Annotated in this window: 25 protein-coding genes; 15 read left to right on the top strand and 10 right to left on the bottom strand. The window is 67.1% G+C overall.

Translation table 11 applies throughout. From position 1 onward, the window contains the following. Window positions 1-30 precede the first annotated feature (30 nt). The 4 genes from ttfA to A5779_RS11025 are packed head-to-tail and all read left to right on the top strand — an operon-like array spanning window position 31 to window position 3,264. Window positions 31-897, top strand: a complete 867-nt coding sequence (ttfA, locus tag A5779_RS11040) for a trehalose monomycolate transport factor TtfA (protein ID WP_055110682.1) — start codon at window positions 31-33, stop codon at window positions 895-897. 35 nt (window positions 898-932) lie between these two features. Next, window positions 933-1,709 (top strand): SDR family NAD(P)-dependent oxidoreductase, encoded by a 777-nt coding sequence (locus A5779_RS11035; protein WP_064881715.1) that lies wholly within the window; start codon window positions 933-935, stop codon window positions 1,707-1,709. An 18-nt stretch (window positions 1,710-1,727) separates the two neighbouring features. Beyond that, window positions 1,728-2,618, top strand: a complete 891-nt coding sequence (locus A5779_RS11030) for a hypothetical protein (RefSeq protein WP_064881769.1) — start codon at window positions 1,728-1,730, stop codon at window positions 2,616-2,618. Then, window positions 2,611-3,264: a TrmH family RNA methyltransferase gene (locus tag A5779_RS11025; RefSeq protein WP_064881713.1), complete on the top strand. Its 654-nt coding sequence runs from the start codon at window positions 2,611-2,613 to the stop codon at window positions 3,262-3,264. Before A5779_RS11030 ends, A5779_RS11025 begins: the two co-directional genes overlap by 8 nt. Here the strand turns inward: A5779_RS11025 and A5779_RS11020 are convergent. From A5779_RS11020 to cynR, 3 genes are all read right to left on the bottom strand, one after another. Beyond that, window positions 3,230-3,757 carry a nucleoside deaminase gene (locus A5779_RS11020; RefSeq protein WP_064881711.1) on the bottom strand — a complete coding sequence of 176 codons (528 nt, stop codon included), beginning with the start codon at window positions 3,755-3,757 and terminating at the stop codon, window positions 3,230-3,232. The two genes, A5779_RS11025 and A5779_RS11020, sit on opposite strands and share 35 nt — an antisense overlap. A gap of 25 nt (window positions 3,758-3,782) precedes the next feature. Then, entirely contained in the window at window positions 3,783-4,250 is a 468-nt protein-coding gene (gene cynS, locus A5779_RS11015; protein WP_064881710.1) for a cyanase, read from the bottom strand. Window positions 4,251-4,366: 116 nt separating this feature from the next. Continuing rightward, window positions 4,367-5,257: a transcriptional regulator CynR gene (gene cynR / locus A5779_RS11010; RefSeq protein ID WP_064881708.1), complete on the bottom strand. Its 891-nt coding sequence runs from the start codon at window positions 5,255-5,257 to the stop codon at window positions 4,367-4,369. Between the two features lie 223 nt (window positions 5,258-5,480). On the opposite strand from cynR, the gene A5779_RS11005 reads away from it, so the two are divergent. The 5 genes from A5779_RS11005 to A5779_RS10985 all read left to right on the top strand — a co-directional run bounded on the left by A5779_RS11005 (window position 5,481) and on the right by A5779_RS10985 (window position 10,743). Further along, the gene (locus tag A5779_RS11005) at window positions 5,481-6,686 is read left to right on the top strand and encodes an amidohydrolase family protein (RefSeq protein WP_064881706.1); all 1,206 of its coding nucleotides are present in this window, start codon (window positions 5,481-5,483) and stop codon (window positions 6,684-6,686) included. A 69-nt stretch (window positions 6,687-6,755) separates the two neighbouring features. Beyond that, window positions 6,756-7,856 (top strand): glycoside hydrolase family 76 protein, encoded by a 1,101-nt coding sequence (locus tag A5779_RS11000; protein ID WP_064881704.1) that lies wholly within the window; start codon window positions 6,756-6,758, stop codon window positions 7,854-7,856. A 92-nt stretch (window positions 7,857-7,948) separates the two neighbouring features. Continuing rightward, window positions 7,949-8,632: a FadR/GntR family transcriptional regulator gene (locus A5779_RS10995; protein WP_064881702.1), complete on the top strand. Its 684-nt coding sequence runs from the start codon at window positions 7,949-7,951 to the stop codon at window positions 8,630-8,632. Window positions 8,633-8,695: 63 nt separating this feature from the next. Then, window positions 8,696-9,847, top strand: coding sequence for an XdhC family protein (locus tag A5779_RS10990; protein ID WP_064881700.1), 1,152 nt, complete (start codon window positions 8,696-8,698; stop codon window positions 9,845-9,847). Beyond that, window positions 9,844-10,743 (top strand): LLM class F420-dependent oxidoreductase, encoded by a 900-nt coding sequence (locus A5779_RS10985; RefSeq protein ID WP_110777128.1) that lies wholly within the window; start codon window positions 9,844-9,846, stop codon window positions 10,741-10,743. The genes A5779_RS10990 and A5779_RS10985 overlap by 4 nt, the downstream gene beginning before the upstream one ends. Here A5779_RS10985 and A5779_RS10980 read toward each other — a convergent pair. Beyond that, a complete protein-coding gene (locus tag A5779_RS10980; protein WP_064881695.1) occupies window positions 10,740-11,444 on the bottom strand; it encodes a DedA family protein in 705 nt (234 codons plus the stop codon). The two genes, A5779_RS10985 and A5779_RS10980, sit on opposite strands and share 4 nt — an antisense overlap. A 74-nt stretch (window positions 11,445-11,518) precedes the next feature. Between A5779_RS10980 and fbaA the strand changes: the two genes are divergently transcribed. Further along, window positions 11,519-12,556: a class II fructose-bisphosphate aldolase gene (fbaA, locus tag A5779_RS10975; RefSeq protein WP_064881767.1), complete on the top strand. Its 1,038-nt coding sequence runs from the start codon at window positions 11,519-11,521 to the stop codon at window positions 12,554-12,556. A 5-nt stretch (window positions 12,557-12,561) separates the two neighbouring features. Here fbaA and A5779_RS10970 read toward each other — a convergent pair whose 3' ends face one another. Beyond that, the gene (locus A5779_RS10970) at window positions 12,562-13,149 is read right to left on the bottom strand and encodes a CHAP domain-containing protein (protein WP_064881693.1); all 588 of its coding nucleotides are present in this window, start codon (window positions 13,147-13,149) and stop codon (window positions 12,562-12,564) included. 9 nt (window positions 13,150-13,158) lie between these two features. Further along, window positions 13,159-13,956: an Rv0361 family membrane protein gene (locus A5779_RS10965; RefSeq protein ID WP_055110669.1), complete on the bottom strand. Its 798-nt coding sequence runs from the start codon at window positions 13,954-13,956 to the stop codon at window positions 13,159-13,161. 64 nt (window positions 13,957-14,020) lie between these two features. Between A5779_RS10965 and A5779_RS10960 the strand changes: the two genes are divergently transcribed. After that, on the top strand, window positions 14,021-14,437 hold the full coding sequence (locus A5779_RS10960) for a DUF3151 domain-containing protein (RefSeq protein ID WP_055110668.1): 417 nt from the start codon (window positions 14,021-14,023) through the stop codon (window positions 14,435-14,437). A gap of 3 nt (window positions 14,438-14,440) precedes the next feature. On the opposite strand, the gene A5779_RS10955 is transcribed toward A5779_RS10960, so the two are convergent. From A5779_RS10955 to A5779_RS10945, 3 genes are all read right to left on the bottom strand, one after another. Then, window positions 14,441-15,337 carry a cation diffusion facilitator family transporter gene (locus A5779_RS10955; RefSeq protein ID WP_064881691.1) on the bottom strand — a complete coding sequence of 299 codons (897 nt, stop codon included), beginning with the start codon at window positions 15,335-15,337 and terminating at the stop codon, window positions 14,441-14,443. 223 nt (window positions 15,338-15,560) lie between these two features. Then, entirely contained in the window at window positions 15,561-16,340 is a 780-nt protein-coding gene (locus A5779_RS10950) for a site-2 protease family protein (protein ID WP_064881690.1), read from the bottom strand. 41 nt (window positions 16,341-16,381) lie between these two features. Then, on the bottom strand, window positions 16,382-16,963 hold the full coding sequence (locus tag A5779_RS10945) for a hypothetical protein (RefSeq protein ID WP_064881689.1): 582 nt from the start codon (window positions 16,961-16,963) through the stop codon (window positions 16,382-16,384). A gap of 106 nt (window positions 16,964-17,069) precedes the next feature. Here A5779_RS10945 and A5779_RS10940 point away from each other — a divergent pair, with 106 nt between their 5' ends. Together A5779_RS10940 and A5779_RS10935 are read left to right on the top strand one after the other, a co-directional pair. Next, entirely contained in the window at window positions 17,070-18,365 is a 1,296-nt protein-coding gene (locus tag A5779_RS10940) for an adenylosuccinate synthase (protein ID WP_064881688.1), read from the top strand. After that, the gene (locus tag A5779_RS10935) at window positions 18,362-18,988 is read left to right on the top strand and encodes a PaaI family thioesterase (RefSeq protein ID WP_064881687.1); all 627 of its coding nucleotides are present in this window, start codon (window positions 18,362-18,364) and stop codon (window positions 18,986-18,988) included. Before A5779_RS10940 ends, A5779_RS10935 begins: the two co-directional genes overlap by 4 nt. 2 nt (window positions 18,989-18,990) lie before the next feature. Here the strand turns inward: A5779_RS10935 and A5779_RS10930 are convergent, their stop codons facing one another. Further along, window positions 18,991-19,737, bottom strand: a complete 747-nt coding sequence (locus A5779_RS10930; RefSeq protein ID WP_082941640.1) for an SDR family NAD(P)-dependent oxidoreductase — start codon at window positions 19,735-19,737, stop codon at window positions 18,991-18,993. A gap of 62 nt (window positions 19,738-19,799) precedes the next feature. Here A5779_RS10930 and A5779_RS10925 point away from each other — a divergent pair, with 62 nt between their 5' ends. Both A5779_RS10925 and A5779_RS10920 read left to right on the top strand, forming a co-directional pair. Continuing rightward, on the top strand, window positions 19,800-20,471 hold the full coding sequence (locus tag A5779_RS10925) for a hypothetical protein (protein WP_236734734.1): 672 nt from the start codon (window positions 19,800-19,802) through the stop codon (window positions 20,469-20,471). A 50-nt stretch (window positions 20,472-20,521) separates the two neighbouring features. Further along, a partial coding sequence (locus A5779_RS10920) for an HNH endonuclease signature motif containing protein (protein ID WP_064881686.1) occupies window positions 20,522-21,609 on the top strand: 1,088 nt, incomplete at its 3' end.

Here is a 21,609-nt window from a genome sequence, read left to right as displayed (position 1 = left end):
TTTCCGCCGTCAACAAGTAGGCTAGGCCCGATGGTCCCGCTCTGGTTCACGCTGTCCGCACTCTGTTTCGTGGGTGCGGCCGTATTGCTGTACGTCGACATCGACCGTCGGCGTGGGTTGGGACGGCGCCGCAAGTCGTGGGCGAAGTCGCATGGCTTCGACTACGAGCACGAGTCGCACGAGATCCTCAAGCGCTGGAAGCGCGGGGTGATGTCGACCGTCGGTGACGTCACGGCCAAGAACGTCGTCCTCGGCCAGATTCGTGGCGAGGCGGTGTTCATCTTTGACATCGAAGAAGTCGCGACAGTGATCGCGCTGCACCGCAAGGTCGGCACGAACGTCGTCGTCGATCTGCGGCTCAAGGGCATCAAGGAGCCCCGGGAGAGCGACATCTGGCTGCTCGGTGCGATCGGTCCGCGGATGGTGTACTCCACCAACCTCGATGCCGCCCGTCGCGCGTGCGACCGCCGGATGGTCACTTTCGCCCACACGGCTCCGGACTGTGCCGAGATCATGTGGAACGAGCAGAACTGGACGCTCGTCAGCATGCCGGTCACGAGCACCCGTGCCCAGTGGGACGAGGGACTGCGCACGGTGCGTCAGTTCAACGACCTGCTGCGGGTATTGCCCCCGGTTCCGCAGAACGGCGTGGCACCACAGTCCGGTCAGGGCAGCCAGGCTGCACTGGCTCGTCGCGCCAGCTCGCCGAGCCGCCCGTTGGCGCCGACCCCGGCCGGGCGTCGCGAACTGCCTCCCGGCCGGGCCGATGCGGCGCCCGGACGTGGCGACGTGAGCCGCTACACCCAGCCGCGGCAGGAGCCGGGCCGCCCGGACGCGATCCGTCGCACCCCGCCGCCGGCCCGCAACGGGCGTCACGCACCGCACTACCAGCGCTAGCCGGCGCGGCAGAGCAGATAAGTACCCTCTAGGTCGTGCCTCGTCCCCTCGCGCTGATCACCGGACCGACATCGGGGCTCGGCGCCGGATTCGCCCGCCGCTACGCGCGCGACGGGTATGACCTTGTCCTCGTGGCCCGTGACGCGGCACGGCTGGAACACCTCGCCGCCGAGCTGCACGCAGAGGTCGGTGTAGACGTCGAAGTACTCCCGGCGGACCTGGCGTCCGCCGCCGACCGGGCCAAGGTCGCCGACCGGCTGCGCGCCGGGGTGCAGGTCCTGGTCAACAACGCCGGCTTCGGCACATCGGGTGAATTCTGGACTGCCGACCTCGTCCAGCTGCAGGCCCAATTGGATGTCAACGTCACCGCGGTGATGGAACTGACGCACGCCGCCCTGCCGTCGATGATCGAGGCCGGCCGCGGCACCGTCATCAATGTGGCCAGTGTCGCCGGTCTGGTGCCGGGGCGCGGATCGACCTACTCGGCGTCGAAGGCCTGGGTGGTCTCGTTCACGGAGGGGTTGGCCAACGGGCTCGGCGGTACCGGCGTCGGGGTGCATGCCCTGTGCCCAGGGTTCGTCCACACCGAGTTTCATGCCCGTGCGGGCATCGACATGGCGGGCACACCGTCGTTCCTGTGGCTGCAGGTCGAGGACGTGGTGCGCGAATGCCTGGCCGACGTGGCCGCAGGCAAAGTGGTCATCGTGCCCGGCCTGCAGTACAAGGTGCTCACCACTGGGGGGCGGATGGCTCCGCGAAACCTGGTGCGCGCCATGACAAAAGCAGTGGGAAAAGGTCGTGGGAGAACTTAGGACAGAACTGCCGTGGCAGTGCGGGCGCTGATCGCGGCGGTGATGGCGGTACTTCTCGTCGTCACCGCGGGCTGCACATCCGATGAACCGGGACGCACGTACGAGGCTTCGACTGCTGCGCTCGGCAAGTCGCTCGACATCCTGGGCTGGAACCTGAAGGTGTCGAATCTTCGATTCGACTCTGACCACGTACTGGTCGACGTCGAGGGTTCGGCTACCGGTGACGCCCACGCCAAACCCGAGGACATCCGGTTCGGTCTGTACGGTGCCCTGGCGCATCCGATCGAGGCCGACGCACTCCACGGCTGCGACGCGATGACCAACCTGGGGATCCGGCCGCTGTCCGCGTCGGCCCCTGACAAGCTCAGCGGCACAGTCTGTCTGGGGCCGCAACGCGACCAGAGCCAGGTACGCGGGGTCTATGTGTACTCGCCGCGCGAGCGAATCCCCAAGACCACCGTGGCCTACCCGGCGGCCTTCCCGGTGGGCATGCTGCCCACTGATGTCAACGACACGGGCATCACCGTCAGGACCTCCAGCGTGGACGGGTTCAGTGCCGACGGCGGGCAACTGGCGCCGACGGCGATCGGTGACCCCACGGCTTTCAGCGGCAAGGGCTACATGCTGCTCGGACTCGAAATCGCCGGTGCGGCAAAGCGTTACGCCGAAGATTCGGCGGGACGCGGCGGGCCGTTGATGGTGGTGGCCGGCCCTACCCTGCCCCCGCCGGGGCTCAGTCATCTCTGCTCGGTGTACGGCTCGTCGGTGCTGCTGCTGCCGGAAGCCAGCCGTGAGGCGGTCAACGTCCGGGCCTCGTTGTGCACCCAGGGAGAGATGACCGCGGCGCTGCTGTACGCGTCGGTTTCGGTCATCGGCACGCACGCGGCACTGTGGACCACCGGTGGCTGACGCCGTCGGCCCGACCGAGTGGGGCGAGAGCCCAGGCGTGGGCCCCTGGGTAGGCGCTCCACCCTCCGGGGATGAAGCCGCGCGCTACGATCCCGACCTACTGCGCGACGGCGATACCCGCAATGTCGTTGACGCCTACCGGTATTGGACCCGTGAGGCGATCATCGCCGACATCGACCGGCGGCGGCACCGGCTGCACATCGCGATCGAGAACTTCGGCAACGACGCCAACATCGGTGCGGTGGTGCGCACCGCCAACGCCTTTGCGGTCGACACCGTGCACATCGTGGGGAAGCGCCGCTGGAACCGACGGGGCGCCATGGTCACCGACCGCTATCAGCGGTTGTGCCACCACGACAGCACCGCCGAACTGCTGGCGTTCGCCGCCGACGCCGGATTGACCGTCGTCGCAGTCGACAACGTGCCCGGCGCCGTACGTCTTGAGCAGACCGAGTTACCCCGCGACTGCCTGCTGATCTTCGGTCAGGAGGGTCCGGGCATCACGCCGGAGGCGCAGGGCGGGGCTGCCGTCACAGTCTCGATCGCTCAGTTCGGCTCGACCCGCAGCATCAACGCCGGTGTCGCCGCGGGAATTGCCATGCACGCGTGGATCACTCGTCACGCGGATTTTTCGCAGGCCTGGTAGGGGTGGGCACTCCGGCCACCCGGCGTTCGCCACCGTTTCGCTCCTGCCAGAGCTTGTAGACATCGACCGCGGAGTCGCGCGGTTCGTAGCGCATCGGCAGGCGCCGTTCATTCCACGGCTTGGCGAACTCGTCGTAGAACGTATTGAGCTCGAAGTACTTTCGATCGTCGACGTAATGTGGTTCGTAGGCGTCCCGGGTGGTCAGGAACACGACTTCGTCCGGCGAGCAGTAGTAGAGCGAGCCCAGACACACCGGGCAGGGTTGGGCCAGGACATAGATCGTGGCACCGGTCAGGTGCTCGGTGCCGAGCTTGGTGCACGCCTTGCGGATCGCGAGGATCTCCGCGTGCGCGGTGGGATCATGGGTCTGGGCAACCAGGTTCGGGCTCTCGGCCAGGATCGCACCGTCTTTGACGATCACGGTGGCGAACGGACGGCCGCCCTCGGTGACGTTCCGGCGTGCGATGTCGATGGTGTGTTGTGCGAAGTCCATGAGACCTCCTCGATTTCGGACTCGATCAAAAAGGTTTGGTGGGAAGGTATTTGCCGTCCAAAGTGATCACGGCGCGTTCCCCGCCCTCCGGATCGGCGACCTTGCGCACATCGAGCTTGAAGTTGATGGCACTGATGATGCCGTCGCCGAACTGTTCGTGAACCAATGCCTTGAGCGTCGTGCCGTAGACCTGGAGCATCTCGTAGAAGCGGTAGATCGTCGGGTCGGTGGGGACACCGCCGGGGATCGAACCGCGGGTCGGGATGGTCTGCAGCAGCATTGCCGCGTCGTCGTCGAGACCCAATAATGCGGCAACCGCGACGGCCGACTGGGCAGGCAGCGCGTGCTGGCCGAGGACGGCAGCGGTCACGAATGCCGTTGAGAGCTCGGCAACGTCGGCGATCTGCTGCCAGGTGAGATCCTTGCGGGTCTTGGCCTCGACCGCTGCGATGGCCAGGGCCTGGCGGGCGGTCGGGTCGAACTGCGCGTGCATGGGTTCACTCCATTCGATGGGAGCCGGACTTGGAAAACCGGCGGTATATCAACCACCCTGCGCGCGAACTTCGATAGCGTCCAATACTTAATTTCCATCGGAGCGATAGTTCGTGTCTATGGCTGGTGATGGTGGGAGTAGTGCACCGCGATCGCGCTGAACGCCCGCGCGGCGGCGGACTGATATCCCGCCGACCGGTGTAGGAGTACGACCTCGCGTGATGGAAGAGGCGGAACGGGCCGGATCGGATAAAGGTCGGCATGCGCCTGCGTGATCGCGTCCGGCAATACCGTGGCGAGCGTGCCGAGGCGCACGAACTCGATCAGCGCGCTGATGGAGTTCGCCTCGATCGCGATGCGGGGCGTGACGTTCTGGGCGGCGAAGAACTCGTCGATGTAGTTGCGCGTCGCGAAGTCTCGGCTGAGCAACGCCAACGGTTGGGCGGGAAGGTCCGCGATGGCGAACGTCGTGGCGCGCGGGTGGAGAGGATGAGCGGCACCCACGACCAGGCTGAGGGTCTCGGTGAAGAGCGCCGATGCGGCTACCCCCGCAGCGTGGGGGCCGGCGAAGGCGATGCCCAGGTCGACTCGGTCGGCGAGCAGGTCGGCTTCGATCAGGTCCTGAGTGGTCTCGATGACCGTGAGGGTGACACCGGGGTGCTCGGCGTGGAACTGGCGCACCAGCGGACCGATGAGATACGCGGTGATGGTCGGTGTCATCGCGATCCGCAGGTGGCCGCGGCTCAGGTCGTGTACGTCATGGACCGCCCGCTCGGCGGCGTCCAGATCCTGTAGGGCCAGTCGTCCGTGCTGGGCGTATGCCTCGCCGGCATCGGTGAGCCGGACGGTGCGCCCCGAGCGGTCGAGCAGCGGGACTCCCACTTCCCGTTCGAGCTGCTTGATCTGCTGCGACAAGGTGGGTTGCGACACATGCAGGGCCTCGGCGGCGCGGGTGAAGTTGCCGTGGTCGGCGACGGCGAGCAGGTACCGGAGGTGACGCAACTCCATCGGCCCAATGTATAGGTGGCGTCTATTGCTGCGATGAGAAATGCGTCTTGGACACTATGGTTCGAACAAGGCAGGTTGGAGCCATGCCTGATTCCTTTCGTGCCTTCCGCTGCGCCCCGGCCGCGGTTGACTTCGCGACGTTCTCGCCATCCTTCCTCGGTGCCAGATTGCCATGGAACCGAGGCATTTTCGCTAACCCGCAACCGCTCACTTCGGAGCCGTCGTGACCGGCCCGGCGCTCGACGCGCTCGTCGACGCCACACTGCCCGACGGTCGTCGGGTCGATGTCACGCTGCGAGACGGACGTATCGAGGCGATCGTCGATCGCGGACAACCCGATTCGACGCCGGCGCAACCCGGCCGGCACGCCATCGACTGCGGCGGTGCCTTGTTGCTGTCCGCATTCGTCGACGGCCACTGCCATTTGGACAAGACCTTCTGGGGTGCTCCGTGGCAGCCGCACGTCGCATCGGGGTCGTTGCGGGAACGCATTGCGCACGAACGTGACCTGCGCGCCCGGATCGGGGTACCCGTCGCGCTGCGTGCGACGGCGTTGGCCGAGCACATGGTGTCGCTGGGCACGGGACATGTCCGGTCGCACGTCGACATCGACCCCGATGTGAAGCTCGACGGGCTGCATCAGCTGCTCGAGGTCCGTGAATCGTTGCGCGACAAGTTGAGTATCCAACTGGTGGCGTTCCCGCAGAGCGGCGTTGTCACCGCTCCCGGCGTGCCCGACCTGCTCGACGCGGCCCTGTCCGAGGGGGCCGACCTGATCGGCGGGCTCGATCCCGCCGGGTTCGACGGCGATGTCGACGGCCAGCTCGACGTGGTGTTCGGTTTGGCCGAACGACACGGGGCAGGTATCGACATCCACCTCCACGATGGCGGCGAGCTTGGCACCAGGCAACTCCACGCGATCGCCGAGCGGACGAAAAGCCTTGGGCTCGCGGGCAAAGTGACGGTCAGTCACGCGTATTGCCTGGGTCCGGTCGACAAGGCTGCGGTCGACCGGACCGCGACGGCGCTGGCCGCCGCCGGGGTATCGCTGATGACCAACGGCCCGGCCGGGACCATGCCGCCGGTCCTACGGCTGCGTGAACACGGTGTGCTCGTGTTCGCCGGGTCGGACAACATCCGCGACGCCTGGTGGTCATACGGCACGGGCGACATGCTCGAACGCGCCACGATCATCGGCCTGGAAGGCGGCCTGATGACTGACGACGAACTCGGGTACGCCGCGTCACTGGTCACCGACTCGGCAGCCGCCGCGCTCGGGCTCGCCGATTACGGCGTACACCCCGGCAACCGAGCTGACCTGGTGGTGATCGCCGCGGCAAACCCGGCCGAGGCGGTGGCCGGCCATCCCGAGCGGCTGCTTGTCCTGCACGATGGCCGGGTGGTGCGCCCGGCGGACCACCTATCCTGACCTGACGCAGGCCCGGAAACTGCTCGACATGCCGACAATTCGAACGCCTGGTAAGGCAGGATCGTCAACATGGATCAGCTATGGGCTAACCGTGCGGCCAGCGCCGAAGCTGCGATCACCCAACGACACCTGACCAAGCTCTGGGGTCTGCCGGGTACCCAACTCGGAGTGGTGGCCTGGCCGGCGACCAAGAAGTACCGAAAGTTCGGAACGTGGCACTACTGGTGGCAGGCGCATCTGCTGGACACCCTGGTCGATGCGCAGGTGCGTGATCCGCAGCCCGAGCGGAAAACCCGTATCGAACGGCAGATCCGTGGGCACTGGATGCGCAACAACCTGTCTTGGACCAACAGTTATTACGACGACATGGCCTGGCTGGCATTGGCCCTCGAGCGGGCCGGTCGCCTGGTGGGGGTGGAAAAAGCCCATGCGCTCAGGAAGTTGTGCGCGCAGTTCGTGGATGCCTGGGTGCCCGAGGACGGCGGCGGCATCCCATGGCGCAAGCAGGACCAGTTCTTCAATGCCCCGGCCAATGGTCCGGCGGGGATCTTCCTGGCCCGTTATGACGATCGACTGCGCCGGGCCCAGCAGATGGCGGACTGGATCGACGACACCCTGATCGATCCGGAGACCCACCTGGTGTTCGACGGCATCAAGGCCGGCTCGATGGTGCGTGCGCAGTACACCTACTGCCAGGGCGTGGTGCTCGGGTTGGAGGTCGAACTGGCGGTGCGGACCGGCGACACCCGGCACGCCGAAAGGGTCCGGCGTCTGGTGACCGCGGTGGACAAGGAAATGGCCACCGACGGTGTCATCAAGGGCGCCGGCGGGGGCGACGGTGGCTTGTTCAACAGCATCCTGGCGCGGTACCTGGCGCTGGTGGCCACCATGTTGCCGGGGGACGACGCACAAGATCAGGCCGCGCGCGATACGGCCCGGTCGCTCGTGCTCAAGTCCGCACAGGCGGCATGGGACAACCGGCAGAACGTCGACGGGCTCCCGCTGTTCGGACCGTTCTGGGATCGCACCGCCGAGGTGCCCGGGGCCGAAGGTCAGGAAGCGCAGTTCGTCGACGGCGCGGTGAACGCGTCGGCGATCCCGGAACGTGATCTGTCAGTTCAGGTTTCGGGGTGGATGCTCATGGAGGCGGCGCATACCCTCGCCGGGTGATCCCCGCCGGCAAGACCTGCCTACCAAATAGAAAAATGGTCAGACCATAATGGCCGTGTAGCTGTCTGACGAATGTGTGAAGTAGGTCGTGAATGGAACGGGTCGCACGGACCTCCATAGTCGACGTGGTCGTCGACAGATTGCGCGACGAGATTCGCAAGGGTGGTTGGCCGGTCGGGAGCAAGATCCCCACCGAGGCGAAACTTGTTGAGGCACTGGGGGTGAGCCGCCCATCGGTCCGCGAGGCGGTGCGGTCGCTCGTCCAGCTCGGCTTGCTCGAATCGCGGCAGGGTGACGGCACCTACGTGGTCGCCGAGGACGAGACGACAGTGGCGCTGCAGCGCGTGGTCGACACCGCGGATCGCGACGAGGTGCAGTTGGTGCGCCATACGCTCGAAGTGCTCGCCGCGCGCGAAGCTGCCACGAACCGCTCGGCGGCCGATATCGATGCGCTGCGTGTCGCCCTCCATGGACGTCGGTCCGCGAAGGCCAGGGCTGACCTGGACGCGTTCATCGAACACGACGTCGCCTTCCACATCGGTGTGGCCCGCGCCTCGCACAACACGCTGCTGCTCGATTTCTACAGCTCTTTCGAAAATGCCATGCGCGACCCGGCTCACGGCGCGTTGTGCATGGGCGTTCCCGAGGATGCATACCGGGATTTCCACACCGATCTGTTTCAGGCGATCCAACGAGGCGACCACGGTGCGGCGACCCGTGCCGCGATCTACGGGCTCGACGTGCACGAACGCCATCTGCACGCGGTCGGTAGCTGACTTGCCTTCGGGACGTGCGACCCGAAACTGAGCATGTGCCCAGCCCGGGCTACTTTGGTCATCGTGAGAGACGTGCTCGCCGATGCACTGTCGGTTTGGCGTGCCGGTGGCACCGTGGGCCTCGCGACGGTGGTGCGCACGTTCCGTTCCGCACCGCGGCCCGCCGGGGCGTCGATGGTGGTGGCCCCCGACGGCACGGTGACCGGTTCGGTATCCGGTGGCTGCGTCGAAGGTGCGGTGTACGAACTCGCCGGTGAGGTCGTCGCCGAGGGCGTGCCGGTGCTGCAGCGTTACGGAGTCAGTGACGACGACGCCTTCGCCGTGGGCCTGACCTGCGGCGGCATCCTCGATGTGTTCGTCGAGCCGGTGTCGAAGCGGACGTTCCCAGAGCTGCAGGCTCTGGTCGACGACATCGAGGCCCATCGGCCCGTCGCGACCGCGACGGTCATCGCGCATCCCGATCCCGCATGGCTGGGCCGCCGACTGGTCATCCGCACCGGCGAGGTCACCGGCACACTCGGCTCGACCCGCGCGGACAGCGCGGTCACCGATGATGCGCGCGGTCTGCTCGCCACCGGCCGCAGTGCGGTCCTGACATTCGGCCCCGACGGTGAGCGCCGCGGCGAGGGCATGGAGGTGTTCGTCGCGAGCTTCGCGCCACCGCCGCGGATGCTGGTGTTCGGTGCCATCGACTTCGCGGCGGCCGTCGCCCGTCAGGGCTCATTGCTCGGCTACCACGTCACGGTGTGCGACGCGCGCCCCGTCTTCGCCACCGCGGCCCGCTTCCCGACCGCAGACGAGGTCGTCGTCGACTGGCCCAACCGGTACCTGGCCGCGCAGGCCGCCACCGGCGCGATCGACGGCCGCACGGTCATCTGCCTGCTCACCCACGATCCGAAGTTCGACGTGCCGCTGCTCGAAGTGGCGCTGCGATTGCCTGAGATCGGCTACGTCGGTGCGATGGGCTCGCGGCGCACTCATGACGACCGGATCGCCCGGCTGCGCGAAGTCGGCCTGACCGACGAAGAGCTCGCGAGGCTGTCGAGTCCGATCGGACTGGACCTGGGCGCCAGGACGCCCGAAGAGACCGCGGTGTCGATCGCGGCCGAGATCATCGCCCAACGCTGGGGCGGCACCGGCACACCGTTGGCGGACACTGGTGGCCGTATTCATCACGAACACAACGAACCGAGTGAATTGAGGAGTGGTCAGTGACACGAGCCAAGATCGATTTCCCGAGCCAGATCGGTGTGTGGTGGGCCAGCGACACCTGGTCGATGCCGGACGCGCAGCAGGTTGCCCGGGACATCGAAGCTCTCGGCTTCGGCTCGTTGTTCCTTCCGGAAGTGGTCGGTAAGGAGGCTCTCACCCAGTCAGCGGCGTTCCTGGCCGCCACCGAACGCCTCGTGGTGGGCACCGGCATCGCCAACATCCACGTCCGGGTGCCGTCGGCGGCCGAGTCGGGGGCACGCACTCTCACGGCGCTCTACCCGGGCAGGTTCGTGCTCGGGCTGGGCGTCAGCCACGGACCTCTCGTCGAGCACGGACTGGGTGGCACCTACGCCAAGCCCCTGGCCACGATGCGCACCTACCTGGAGCGGATGGCCGCGGTGCCCGAGCAGATCGAACCGGGCGTCGGGCGCCCGCCCCGGCTGCTGGCTGCACTCGGCCCGAAGATGATCGAGTTGTCCGGCACCCACGCCGACGGTGCACACCCCTACCTGGTCACGCCCGAGCACACCGCGACGACGCGCGAGCTCCTCGGCCCGGACCGCTGGGTGGTGTCCGAGCAGGCGGTCGCGATCGGTGGTGACGACGCCGACCAGCTGGCTCGGGCGCACAAGCACCTTGAGGTGTACAGCGGGCTGCCCAACTACCGAAACTCGTGGCTGCGGCAGGGTTTCGACGAATCCGACCTGGTGCGGGGCGGCTCGGACCGGCTGGTGCGCGGACTTGTCGGCATGGGTTCGGCCGATCAGGCGGCAGCGGTGATCACCGCCCACCTGGATGCCGGCGCCGACCACGTCGTCGTTCAGGCGCTGGGGGAAAACCCGACGGCCGATCCGCGTCCGGCCCTGCGTGAACTGGCCGCCGCGTTGGGTTTCGGTTAGGGGTTCGGCTGAACCTGCTCGGTGCCCTTCTTGGCGGCCCGGCGGCGCTTGAACCACTCGTAGAACATCGGCGCCACCGAGGCCACGACGATCAGGATGAAGATCGGCTCGAGCAGCTTCTGGATGATCTCGAACTGGCCCAGCCAGTAGCCGAGCAGGACGAGGCCGACACCCCACACGATCGCGCCCAGCACGTTGAACGTGGTGAACACCGAATAACGCATCTTGGCGGCCCCGGCGACGATCGGTGCCAGGGTGCGCACAATCGGCACGAACCGGGCGATGACGATCGCGAACGGGCCGCGCTGCTCGAAGAACGCGTGGGCCTCGTCGAGGTACTTCTGCTTGAGGACCCGGGCGTCGGGCTTGAACATCTCGACGCCGATGAACCGGCCGATGAGGTAGCCGGCCTGGCCGCCGAGGATGGCCGCCAGCGGGATGAACACCAGTAGCTGCCAGAGCGCGAAGTTGGCGTCCACTGCCGTTCCCTGGGCGGCGGTGCCCGCGGCGAGCATGCCCGCGACGAACAACAACGAGTCGCCGGGAAGGACCGGGAACAGCACCCCGGACTCGACGAAGACGACGACGAGGATGCCCACCAGGGCCCAGGTGCCGAAGGATCCGATGAGGTGCAGCGGATCCATGAAATCCGGCATGAGCGCCAGATTGGTCGTAGCCTCAGGGAGGGCGATGTCGATCACGACTCCCTAGGGTACCTGTGCCCCACCACCGGTCTTCACCTGCGATAACCCGCGTCCAGATGGAAGGACAAGTCATGCCGATCGCTACGCCCGAGGTCTATGCCGAGATGTTGGGCCGGGCCAAGGAGCATTCCTTCGCCTTCCCGGCCATCAACTGCACTTCGTCGGAGACGATCAACGCCGCCATCAAGGGTTTCGCCGATGCGGGCAGTGACGGCATCATCCAGTTCTCGACCGGAGGGGCGGAGTTCGCTTCGGGGCTCGGGGTAAAGGACATGGTGACCGGGGCCGTCGCCCTGGCCGAGTTCGCCCATGTGATCGCCGAGAAGTACCCGATCACCGTCGCCCTGCACACCGACCACTGTCCGAAGGACAAGCTGGACACCTATGTGCGGCCGCTGCTGGCCATCTCCGCCGAGCGGGTGGCCGTGGGCCGCAATCCGTTGTTCCAGTCGCACATGTGGGACGGCTCGGCCGTCCCCATCGACGAGAACCTGACCATCGCGCAGGAACTGCTGAAGCTCGCCGCGGCGGCCAAGATCGTCCTCGAGGTCGAGATCGGTGTGGTCGGCGGCGAAGAAGACGGCGTCGAGGCCGAGATCAACGAGAAGCTCTACACGTCCTCGGAGGACTTCGAGAAGACCATCGACGCGCTGGGCGCCGGCGAGCAGGGTGCCTACCTGTTGGCGGCCACGTTCGGAAACGTGCACGGCGTCTACAAGCCCGGCAATGTGGTGCTCAAGCCCGAGGTGCTGGCCGAGGGGCAGCGGGTGGCCGCCGCCAAACTCGGATTGGCAAGTGATGCAAAGCCTTTCGACTTCGTCTTCCACGGCGGGTCGGGTTCGCTGAAGTCCGAGATCGAAGATTCCCTCAAGTACGGCGTGGTGAAGATGAACGTCGACACCGACACCCAGTACGCCTTCACCCGTCCGCTCGCCGCGCACATGTTCACCAACTACGACGGGGTGCTCAAGATCGACGGCGAGGTGGGCAACAAGAAGGTCTACGACCCGCGCAGCTACCTGAAGAAGGCCGAGGCGTCGATGAGCGAGCGAGTCATCGAGGCCTGCAACGACCTGCACAGCGCCGGGCGCAGCGTCACCGCGGGCTAGGCGCCTCAGGCGGCCGGTCGGCCGTACCCGAAGATCCCCGCGATCTCGGCGTCGTCGAGGGTGTGCACGCGGATGCCGCCATCCTCGTTGCCGCCGACCGTGGTGATCGCGTTGTCATCCACGACCACAACGAAATTGGTGTGCAACCCGAGCGGGCTGCCATCGGCGTACATGACCACGTCGCCGGTCTGGGGCCGGTATCCGGGCGGTTCGGCGAACCGGCCGGCGGCCTGGAAGTACTCCTGCAGTGTGTACACGCCCGGGATCCGCCAACTCCCCGAGTTGGGATTGGACAGCGGCCGGCCCGCCTCGTTGAGCACCCAGCTGACGAAGTCCGCGCACCACGGCTCCTCGACGCCTTCGGAGAAGTGGCTGCCGCCAGGTTGGGCGTCGTACTGTGCCTGCAGCACGTCGACGATGCGTGCCTGGCCCGGATCGAGTGCGGTGCGGTCGATCTGGGGAAAGGCGACGGGTTTGCCTGGTAGCAGGTCGATCGCGCCGGGCTGGCGGACCAGAAGGGTGGCCAGGCCGACCACGATGACCGCGCCGAACGCGCACAGGGTCAACCAGAGCTTGGGTCCGCGCAGGGTCACCGGACCAGATTAGCCGGTAGGCGCCTGGCAGATCTTCCACTGATTGTCGCGGAACTGGAGGTCGAAGCTGCGGGTGGACCGGGTTTGCGGGGCAAACGCCATGAAGCTCGTGACGTTGGCCTCGGCGTGGTCGCCGTTGACGACCACCTGGTCGATGCTGGCCACGACGGGGTACTGCTTGGCGGCCGCCACCCGGGCGTGGGTCTCGTCCCAGGCCTTCTGGTCATATTTGACGTAGTTGTCGCTGGTGGTGCCGCAGGTCATCGATCGCAGGGCGGCCAGATCGCCCCGCTGGATGGCCGAGTCGAAGTCCTGGATGGTGGTGCGGACGTCGTCCTCCTGGGAGGCCGCCGACGACGATTTGCGGGTCAGCAGGACCGTGCCGAGCACCGCGATCGCCACCAGGGCCGCGATCACCAGGACGACCGCCACCACCCATCCCCAGCTGCGGCGGGTCGTGGTCTGCGGGGCCTGCTCCTGTTCTTCGCGCGGCGGGATGACTTTCGGGGCAGCACCTTTCGGCACCTCGGCGGCGACGGTGTCACCATCGGCCGGAGCGAACACCTCGGTCTCCGGATCGGGCGGGGTGTCGATCTTCTGGGTGGAACTGTCGAAGCCGGACGGCGCGGTGAAGCGCCGTTCCTCACCGAGGTGTACCTCCCCGGTGACTTCGTCGGCCGAGCTGAAGATCTCGGTGGCCGGCTCGGACAGGGCGGACAACTCGGCCGTGGAAGGTAACTCGACCTTCTCGGTCGGTGTGTCGCTCTGGTCGGTGCGGTCTTCGCCAGGTCCCGTTGGGTTCGACATCCCTGCTGCGGTCCTCCCGTACGTCGCTACCGGTGGAGCTTATCGGTCGGTGCACAATAGGCCCATGACACGGATGGGTGATTTGTTGGGGCCGGATCCGGTCCTCCTTCCCGGGGACCCCGAGGCCGAGGACGAATTGGCTGCGGGTGAAAAGGCTGCCGTGGTGGCCGCCGCCCACCCGTCGGCGTCGATCGCGTGGGCGGTGCTGGCCGAGCAGGCCCTCGCCGACGACAAGGCCGTCACGGCGTATGCGTACGCCCGCACCGGTTATCACCGTGGGCTGGATCAGCTGCGCCGCAACGGCTGGAAGGGTTTCGGCCCGGTGCCGTTCGCCCACGAGCCGAACCAGGGGTTCCTGCGGTGTGTGGCCTCGCTGGCCCGGGCCGCCGATGACATCGGCGAGACCGACGAGTTCCAGCGATGCCTCGATCTGCTCGACGACTGCGATCCGTCGGCGCGGGCCGAACTCGGCCTGGCCTGAGCCTCAGTCCTTCGCCTCGCAGGAGCAGTCGTCCGCTGATTCGGGCGGCTCCACCTGCACGGTGGCGTGGGCCAGCCCCCGGGCGTTCAGCACCGCGCGGGCGTCGTCGAGCACCCGGGCGGTGTCGGCGTTGCTGGTCAGGTGCGCGGTGACCATGTCCTTGCCGGGTACCAGCGTCCACACGTGCAGATCGTGTACGCCCGTCACGCCGTCCACCGCGCCCAGCGCGGTACGCAGCTCTTCGACGTCGATGTGCTGTGGGGAGGACTCGCTCAGGATCCGCAGCGCTGCCCGGGCCAACGCGATGGCTCGGGGCAGCACCCAGAGCGCGACCAGGACGGCGACCACGACGTCGGCATACGGCCAGCCGGTGGCGACGGTGACGACGCCGGCGACCAGCACGCCGATGCTGCCGACGGTGTCGGCCACGACCTCCATGTAGGCGCCCTTGACGGCGAGGCTGTCCTTGGAGTGCGACCGCAGCATCAGCACCACGACGGCGTTGGCGGCCAGGCCGGCCAGCGCCACGACGATCATTGGCACGCCGGGGACGTCGGGCGCATTGCCGAGGCGTTCGAAGGCCTCATACAGGATGAAGCCCGCCACGCCGAGGAGCAGTGCGGCGTTGGCGACGGCGGTGAAGACCTCGGCCCGGTGCCAGCCGTAGGTGCGGGCCGGAGAGGTACTGCCGCGCTTGGCCAGCAACACCGCGGTCAATCCCATGAACATGGCGACCAGGTCGGTGAGCATGTGGCCGGCGTCCGCGAGCAGTGCGATCGAGTTGATCAGCAGCGCGGTGACCAGTTCAAGGACGAAGAACGCACTGAGGATCGCCGCCGCGATGAGCATTCTGCTGACGCGGGTATCGCTGCTGTGACTGTGATCGTGGCCGGCACCCATGCCCGAAATATATGCGGAAGTACGCATATGTGGCAAGCGTCAGAGCCGGGCGGGCACTTTGTCACGCCAGAGTGGCTGTCGCCGTCGAGCGTCACGCCAGCGTGGCGGTGGCGGGTTGGGTGCGCCGAGCTGCGGTCCCTTTGTCACGCCAGAGTGGCTCTCGCCGTCGAGCGTCACGCCAGCGTGGCAAGAAGCGGGCGAGGTGGGTGAGGGCGCCGACCTCTCACAGCCAGGCGGACCAGAAGCGGGTCAACTGGCTGCCGATGGACACAAGCTGGCCCGGCACGCCGGAGAGGTCGACGAACCAGAAGACCACCGAGAAGAACCATCGGTTGAGCGCGGGCGTGAACAGCAGAATCAGCAGGATGAACAGGCCCCACTGTTTGGCCGGCTCGAGCGCGCGTTGCGTGTCCGCGCTCAGGTGCGGTTCCAGTGCGCCGTAGCCGTCCAGCCCGGGGACCGGCAACACATTCAGCACGAGGGCAGTGACCTGCAGAAATCCCAGGAAGGCCAGCCCAGACCAGAACACCAGGTGGGCCGGGTCGAAGAAGACCGCGGTGACGGCCAGCAGCAGGACGGCAAGCACCAGGTTGGCGGCCGGGCCGGCGAGGCTGACCAGGGTCTTCTGCCGTGCCGTCATCCACGAGGTCCGGACATAGACCGCGCCGCCGGGCAGCCCGATCCCGCCTAGCGCGATGACCAGCACCGGAAAACCCAGGGACAGCAGGGGATGGGAGTACTTGAGGGGGTTGAGCGTCAGATAACCGCGCACCGCCACGTCGTGATCACCGAAACGCCACGCCGTGAACGCATGGCCGAACTCGTGCAGGCACAGCGACACCAGCCAGCCCGCGATCACCAGGATGAACACGCCCACGTACGACAGCGGCTTCACAGTGTCGGCGGCCAACCAGGCCACCACCCCGCCCGCGACGGTGATCGCGACGACGGCCAAGAAGACCGGGCTGGGCCGTACCGACTGATGCAGCGGGCGGATGTTCACGATTCGACGCTACGGCAATTCGGCCGGCAATCCGGCCCTGCTCAGCCGACCCGCAGCCAGCCTTCGGTGTGCCGATAGAACGTCGAGCGTCGTACCGTCCGCGGCGCGGCCACGCCGTCCCGGATCACCTGAGCACCCGGGGTGCCCAACTGCGCGGCGCGGCCGACGACCCACCGGCGCGGGCGGCCACGGTCCGACAGCACGCTCGCGCGCAATCCCGGCATGCTCGTCGTGGGCTCGACCCGGACACTTGGAGCCTCGCCGTCGAACAGCACGATGTCGTCGACGATGGCCTCACCCTGCAGCGCCGCTCCGTCGAGCCCGTGCCACTGTGCCGCACCGACCAGCACAGTTCCCGTCTCGTCGCGGATCAGCGGGACACGCCGGGCAGATCCTCGGAGCGCGCGCCGGGCCGACCAGCTGCCGGACGCCACAGCGACCTCGACATCGAGCCGATCGGCCCGCAGCAACGCGGTGAGTACGGCGGAAAGTTCAGCTTCGCCGCCGGTCACGACCACCCTGCGGTGCGCCCCGAGCTCATCGACACCGACCCTCGGCAGGTCGCGGAGTGGGCGCGGAACACGGCCTGTGCCGACCAATGCGACCCCGGGTGAGGCGGACAAAGCTGCTCCTCGCGGTCGAGAAAATGTGGTTCGCAGCGTGTGCTGGGATAAGGTGACCTACCGGCTGCACCACACTAGTGCGGAAGATTGAGCGGGAGATTACGCCATGCCGGCAATCGTCCTCATCGGCGCCCAATGGGGCGACGAGGGCAAAGGTAAAGCCACCGATCTGCTCGGTGGCCGCGTGCAGTGGGTGGTTCGCTACCAGGGGGGCAACAACGCCGGGCATACCGTCGTGCTCCCCACGGGGGAGAACTTCGCACTGCACCTGATCCCTTCGGGCATCCTGACGCCAGGGGTAACCAACGTCATCGGTAACGGCGTGGTGGTCGACCCGGGTGTGCTGCTCACCGAGCTCCAGGGGCTGGAAGAGCGAGGCGTCGACACCTCGGGCCTGCTGATCTCGGCCGACGCGCATCTGCTGATGCCGTATCACGTCGCCATCGACAAGGTGGTGGAGCGCTACGCCGGCAGCAAGAAGATCGGCACCACCGGCCGCGGCATCGGCCCCTGCTACCAGGACAAGATCGCCCGCATCGGTATCCGGGTCGCCGACGTGCTGGACGAGCAGTTGCTGGCCGAAAAGATCGAGGCGGCACTGGAATTCAAGAACCAGGTGCTGGTCAAGATCTACAACCGCAAGGCGCTCGAGCCGGCCGAGGTGCTCGAGAACCTGCTCACCCAGGCCGACGGCTTCAAGCACCGCATCGCCGATTCCCGGCTGCTGCTGAACCAGGCGCTGGAAAAGGGCGAGACCGTGCTGTTGGAGGGCTCGCAGGGCACCCTGCTCGACGTCGACCACGGCACCTACCCGTTCGTCACCTCGTCGAACCCGACCGCCGGCGGTGCCGCGGTCGGTTCCGGGATCGGGCCGACGCAGATCACGACCGTGCTGGGAATCCTCAAGGCGTACACCACCCGCGTCGGGTCGGGTCCGTTCCCCACCGAATTGTTCGACGAGCATGGCGCGTACCTGGCCAAGACCGGCGGTGAGGTCGGTGTGACGACCGGCCGGGCCCGGCGCTGTGGCTGGTTCGACGCGGTGATCGCGCGGTACGCGACCCGGGTCAACGGCATCACCGACTACTTCCTGACCAAGCTCGACGTGTTGTCCAGCCTGGAGACGGTTCCGGTGTGCGTCGGCTACAAGGTCGACGGCAAGCGCACCAACGAGATGCCCATGACGCAGTCCGACATCCACCGCGCCGAGCCGATCTACGAAGAGCTGCCCGGCTGGTGGGAGGACATCTCCACCGCCCGCGAGTTCTCCGACCTGCCCGCCAAGGCACAGGACTATGTGCTGCGGTTGGAAGAGCTTGCCGGCGCGCATGTTTCGTGCATCGGTGTGGGGCCGGGCCGCGAGCAGACGATCGTGCGCCGTGACATCCTGGCCGCCAAGTGACGGACGAGCGGCCATCGGTCTTTGAGCAGCACGGCGGATTTCCGGTATTCGAATCAGCCGATCCCGGACCGGGTTTCGCGCGTTTCCTGACCGCGATGCGCCGAGCGCAGGATCTCGCCGTGTCGGCCGATCCGGACAGTGACACCTGGGACGACGCCGCGGATCGGGTTGAGGAGCTCGTCAAGCTGCTCAGCCCGTACGAGGCCGCCGAGGGCGTCGGGCCGGCCAACCGGGTGCCGTCCCTGCCCGGTGTGGGCAGTCTGCTGATGCCTCCGTTCACCGTGTCGAAGTTCGAGCCCGAGGGCGTCGAATTGAAGGTCGAGTTCAGCCGATTCCACGTCGGCGGCAACTATGCGGTGCACGGCGGTGTGCTTCCGCTGCTGTTCGATTCGGTATTCGGCATGGTGATCCACGCCGCGGGCCGGCCGATCAGCCGTACCGCGTTCCTGCATGTGGACTACCGCAAGGTGACCCCGATCGACACGGTGCTGACCGCCCGCGGTTGGGTGCGGGAGTCGGAGGGGCGCAAGGCATTTGTGAACGCCGAACTGCGTGACCCCGACGAGAACCTGCTCGCTGAGGCCAACGGCCTCATGCTCAGATTGCTGCCGGGCCAGCCCTAGAGCTAGATCGCAGTGCGGCCGCCGTCGGCGGGCAGCACCGCGCCGTGAATGAAACTGGCGTCCTCGCTCACCAAAAAGCCGATGGTCCTTGCGATTTCGGTGGGATCAGCGACCCGTCGCGCCGGGGCCTGTGCCGCGAGGGCGGTCAGCCGGTCGGTGCCGTACTGAGCCGTGGTGCCTTCGGTAAGCGTCGGTCCCGGAGCGACGGCGTTGATCCGGACACCCTTGGGCCCGTATTCGGCGGCCCATGATTTGGTGAGCAGATTCAGCGCGGCCTTTGACGACGCGTACACCGCCGAACCTGGCGTGCCGAACATGGAGACCATGGTGCTGACGTTCACGATCGCGCCGTTTCCGCGCTTGGCCATGGCCGGCGCGGTCGCTCCGACGAGGAAGAACGGGATCTTCACATTGAGGTCGAAGCAGTCGTCGAAGTCGTCTTCGGCGATGGCCGCGGTGGGCCCGAAGACCGCGATGGCGGCGTTGTTGACCAGGATGTCGATCTGGCCTGCGACGGCGAGTGCACTGTCCACCAAGTCTCGGGCGCTGGTGGCGTCGGTCAGATTGGCCGGCAAGAAATCGGCGTTGCCGCCGGCGTCACGGATCTCGGCCACCACCCGGGCCCCACGGTCGGCGTCTCGGCCGCTTGCCAGAACGTGCGCACCCCGTTGAGCGAGATGTATTGCGGTGGCATGGCCGATCCCACTCGTCGCGCCGGTGACAAGTGCGGTTTTTCCACTCAATGACACCGGGTCATCGTAAGGGGGCGAATGTCATCGCAGTTCGGGAGTCGGGGTGTCACTATGACGCCGTGGATCAACGACCTTTGCACCGTTTGTCGACGCCGCGCGCCGCGGCGATCGCGGGAGTGTTGTTCGCCCTGCTGTTCGGGGCATCGCTGGTACTGATCCGCACCGCGCTGCCCGAGGGTGCCGAGCCGGGCTCCCAGTGGATCGACGGAGCGAGTACCCGGCTGCGCGTCGCGTCCGTCCTGATGCCGTTCGCGGGCATAGCGTTCCTGTGGTTCATCGGCGTGGTGCGCGACGGATTCGGCCGCTTTGAGGACCGGTTCTTCTCATCCGTGTTTCTCGGCAGCGGCATCTTGTTCCTGGCCATGATGTTCGTGTCCTCTGGTGTCGGTGCCGCGTTGATCGCCAGCAAGGCCGGGATGGTCGACGCCGCGGCGCATTCCGAGGTCGCCACGTTCGGCCAGATGTTGCTGCTGGTGCTGAGCAAGACCTACGGCATCCGCATGGCAGCGGTGTTCATGATCTCGCTGGCCACGATCTGGTTGAAGACCGGCCTGATGCCGCGTCCGTTGGCGTTCGTGACATACCTCCTCGCGGTGACGCTTCTGGTTGCCGGCGATCTGAGCATGTGGTTGACGCTGGCGTTCCCGACCTGGGTGCTGGCGGTCAGCCTGTTGTTCCTGGTCCGGGCCGGGGTGATCGACCTACCCGGTGAGCACGAGCATTCCGGGTAGTCAGCGGTAGTTTCGCCGGCGTGTCAGTGGATCGGCGTAGGATCGAACCCATGTTCGATACTGATTCCGATGTGGCTCTGATCGACCGGATCAGTGGCGCGGCGCGGGCGGAGTCGGCGGCGATCGCGGGGCGGCTGGCTGCGATCGGGGCGTTGGACAGTCTGCGGGAACAGGAGTTGGCCGAGTCGATCTTTTGGACCACCGACCCGTTCGAAGAAGTCTCGGCTGAAGTATCGGCGGCGTTGCGGATCAGTCGGGGCCGGGCCGGCACCCAGATTCATCACGCCCGGGTATTACGCGACAAACTGCCGTTGGTGGCCGCCCGGTTCGCCGCCGGCGACATCGATTACCGGGTGGTGCGGATGCTCATCGCCCGCACCGGCATCGTCGACCCCGCAGTATGGGCCGGCCTGGATGCAGAACTCGCCGCCCGGGCCCACCGGTGGATGCGGCTGTCTGAACGGCAGTTGCGGGACCGGGTGGATCAATGGATCGCCAAACTCGACCCCAACGGAGTACGGGTCCCACCCCCGATCGATGACGGCCGGTTCGTGCAGGTCGAGGCGAGCACCCCGGGCATGGCCTCGATCTGGGCCAACATCCACGCCGCCGACGGGGTCGCGCTGAATCAACGCCTCGATGCGGTGGCTGACACGGTGTGCAGCCACGATCCGCGCACCCGCGAGCAGCGCCGCGCTGATGCCGTGGGGCCGGTGGCCCGACTCGAATCCCGCATGCCGTGCTTGTGTCGACGCGAGGACTGCCCGGCCGCACAGCAGCGGGCGGCCGCCGATGCCGCGGTGGTGCATGTGCTGGCCGACCGATCCACCGTGAACGGCACTTGTGATGATCCGGGGTATCTGGTCGGCCATGGCATCGTGCCCGCCGAGTCCGTGCGGGATCTGGCCGCCGCCGCCAAGGTCAAACCGGTGCGCATGCCCACCGGGAATGCGGCCGAAGCAGCTGAGTCCGCTGCGGCTGAGCCGCGGTACCGCCCGTCGGTGGCCTTGTCGGAGTTCATCCGGTGGCGCGATCTGACCTGTCGGTTCCCCGGCTGTGATGCCCCGGCTGAACGCTGCGATGTCGACCACACCGCGCCCTGGCCCGCCGGGCCGACGCATCCGTCGAACACCAAACT

Origin of the sequence: Mycolicibacterium peregrinum (genome assembly GCF_001665625.1) — a bacterium.
In the GTDB taxonomy this organism is placed as follows: domain Bacteria; phylum Actinomycetota; class Actinomycetes; order Mycobacteriales; family Mycobacteriaceae; genus Mycobacterium; species Mycobacterium peregrinum_B.
Note: the sequence above shows the minus strand (reverse complement) of the source record. Positions and strands in the feature narration are given on the sequence as shown.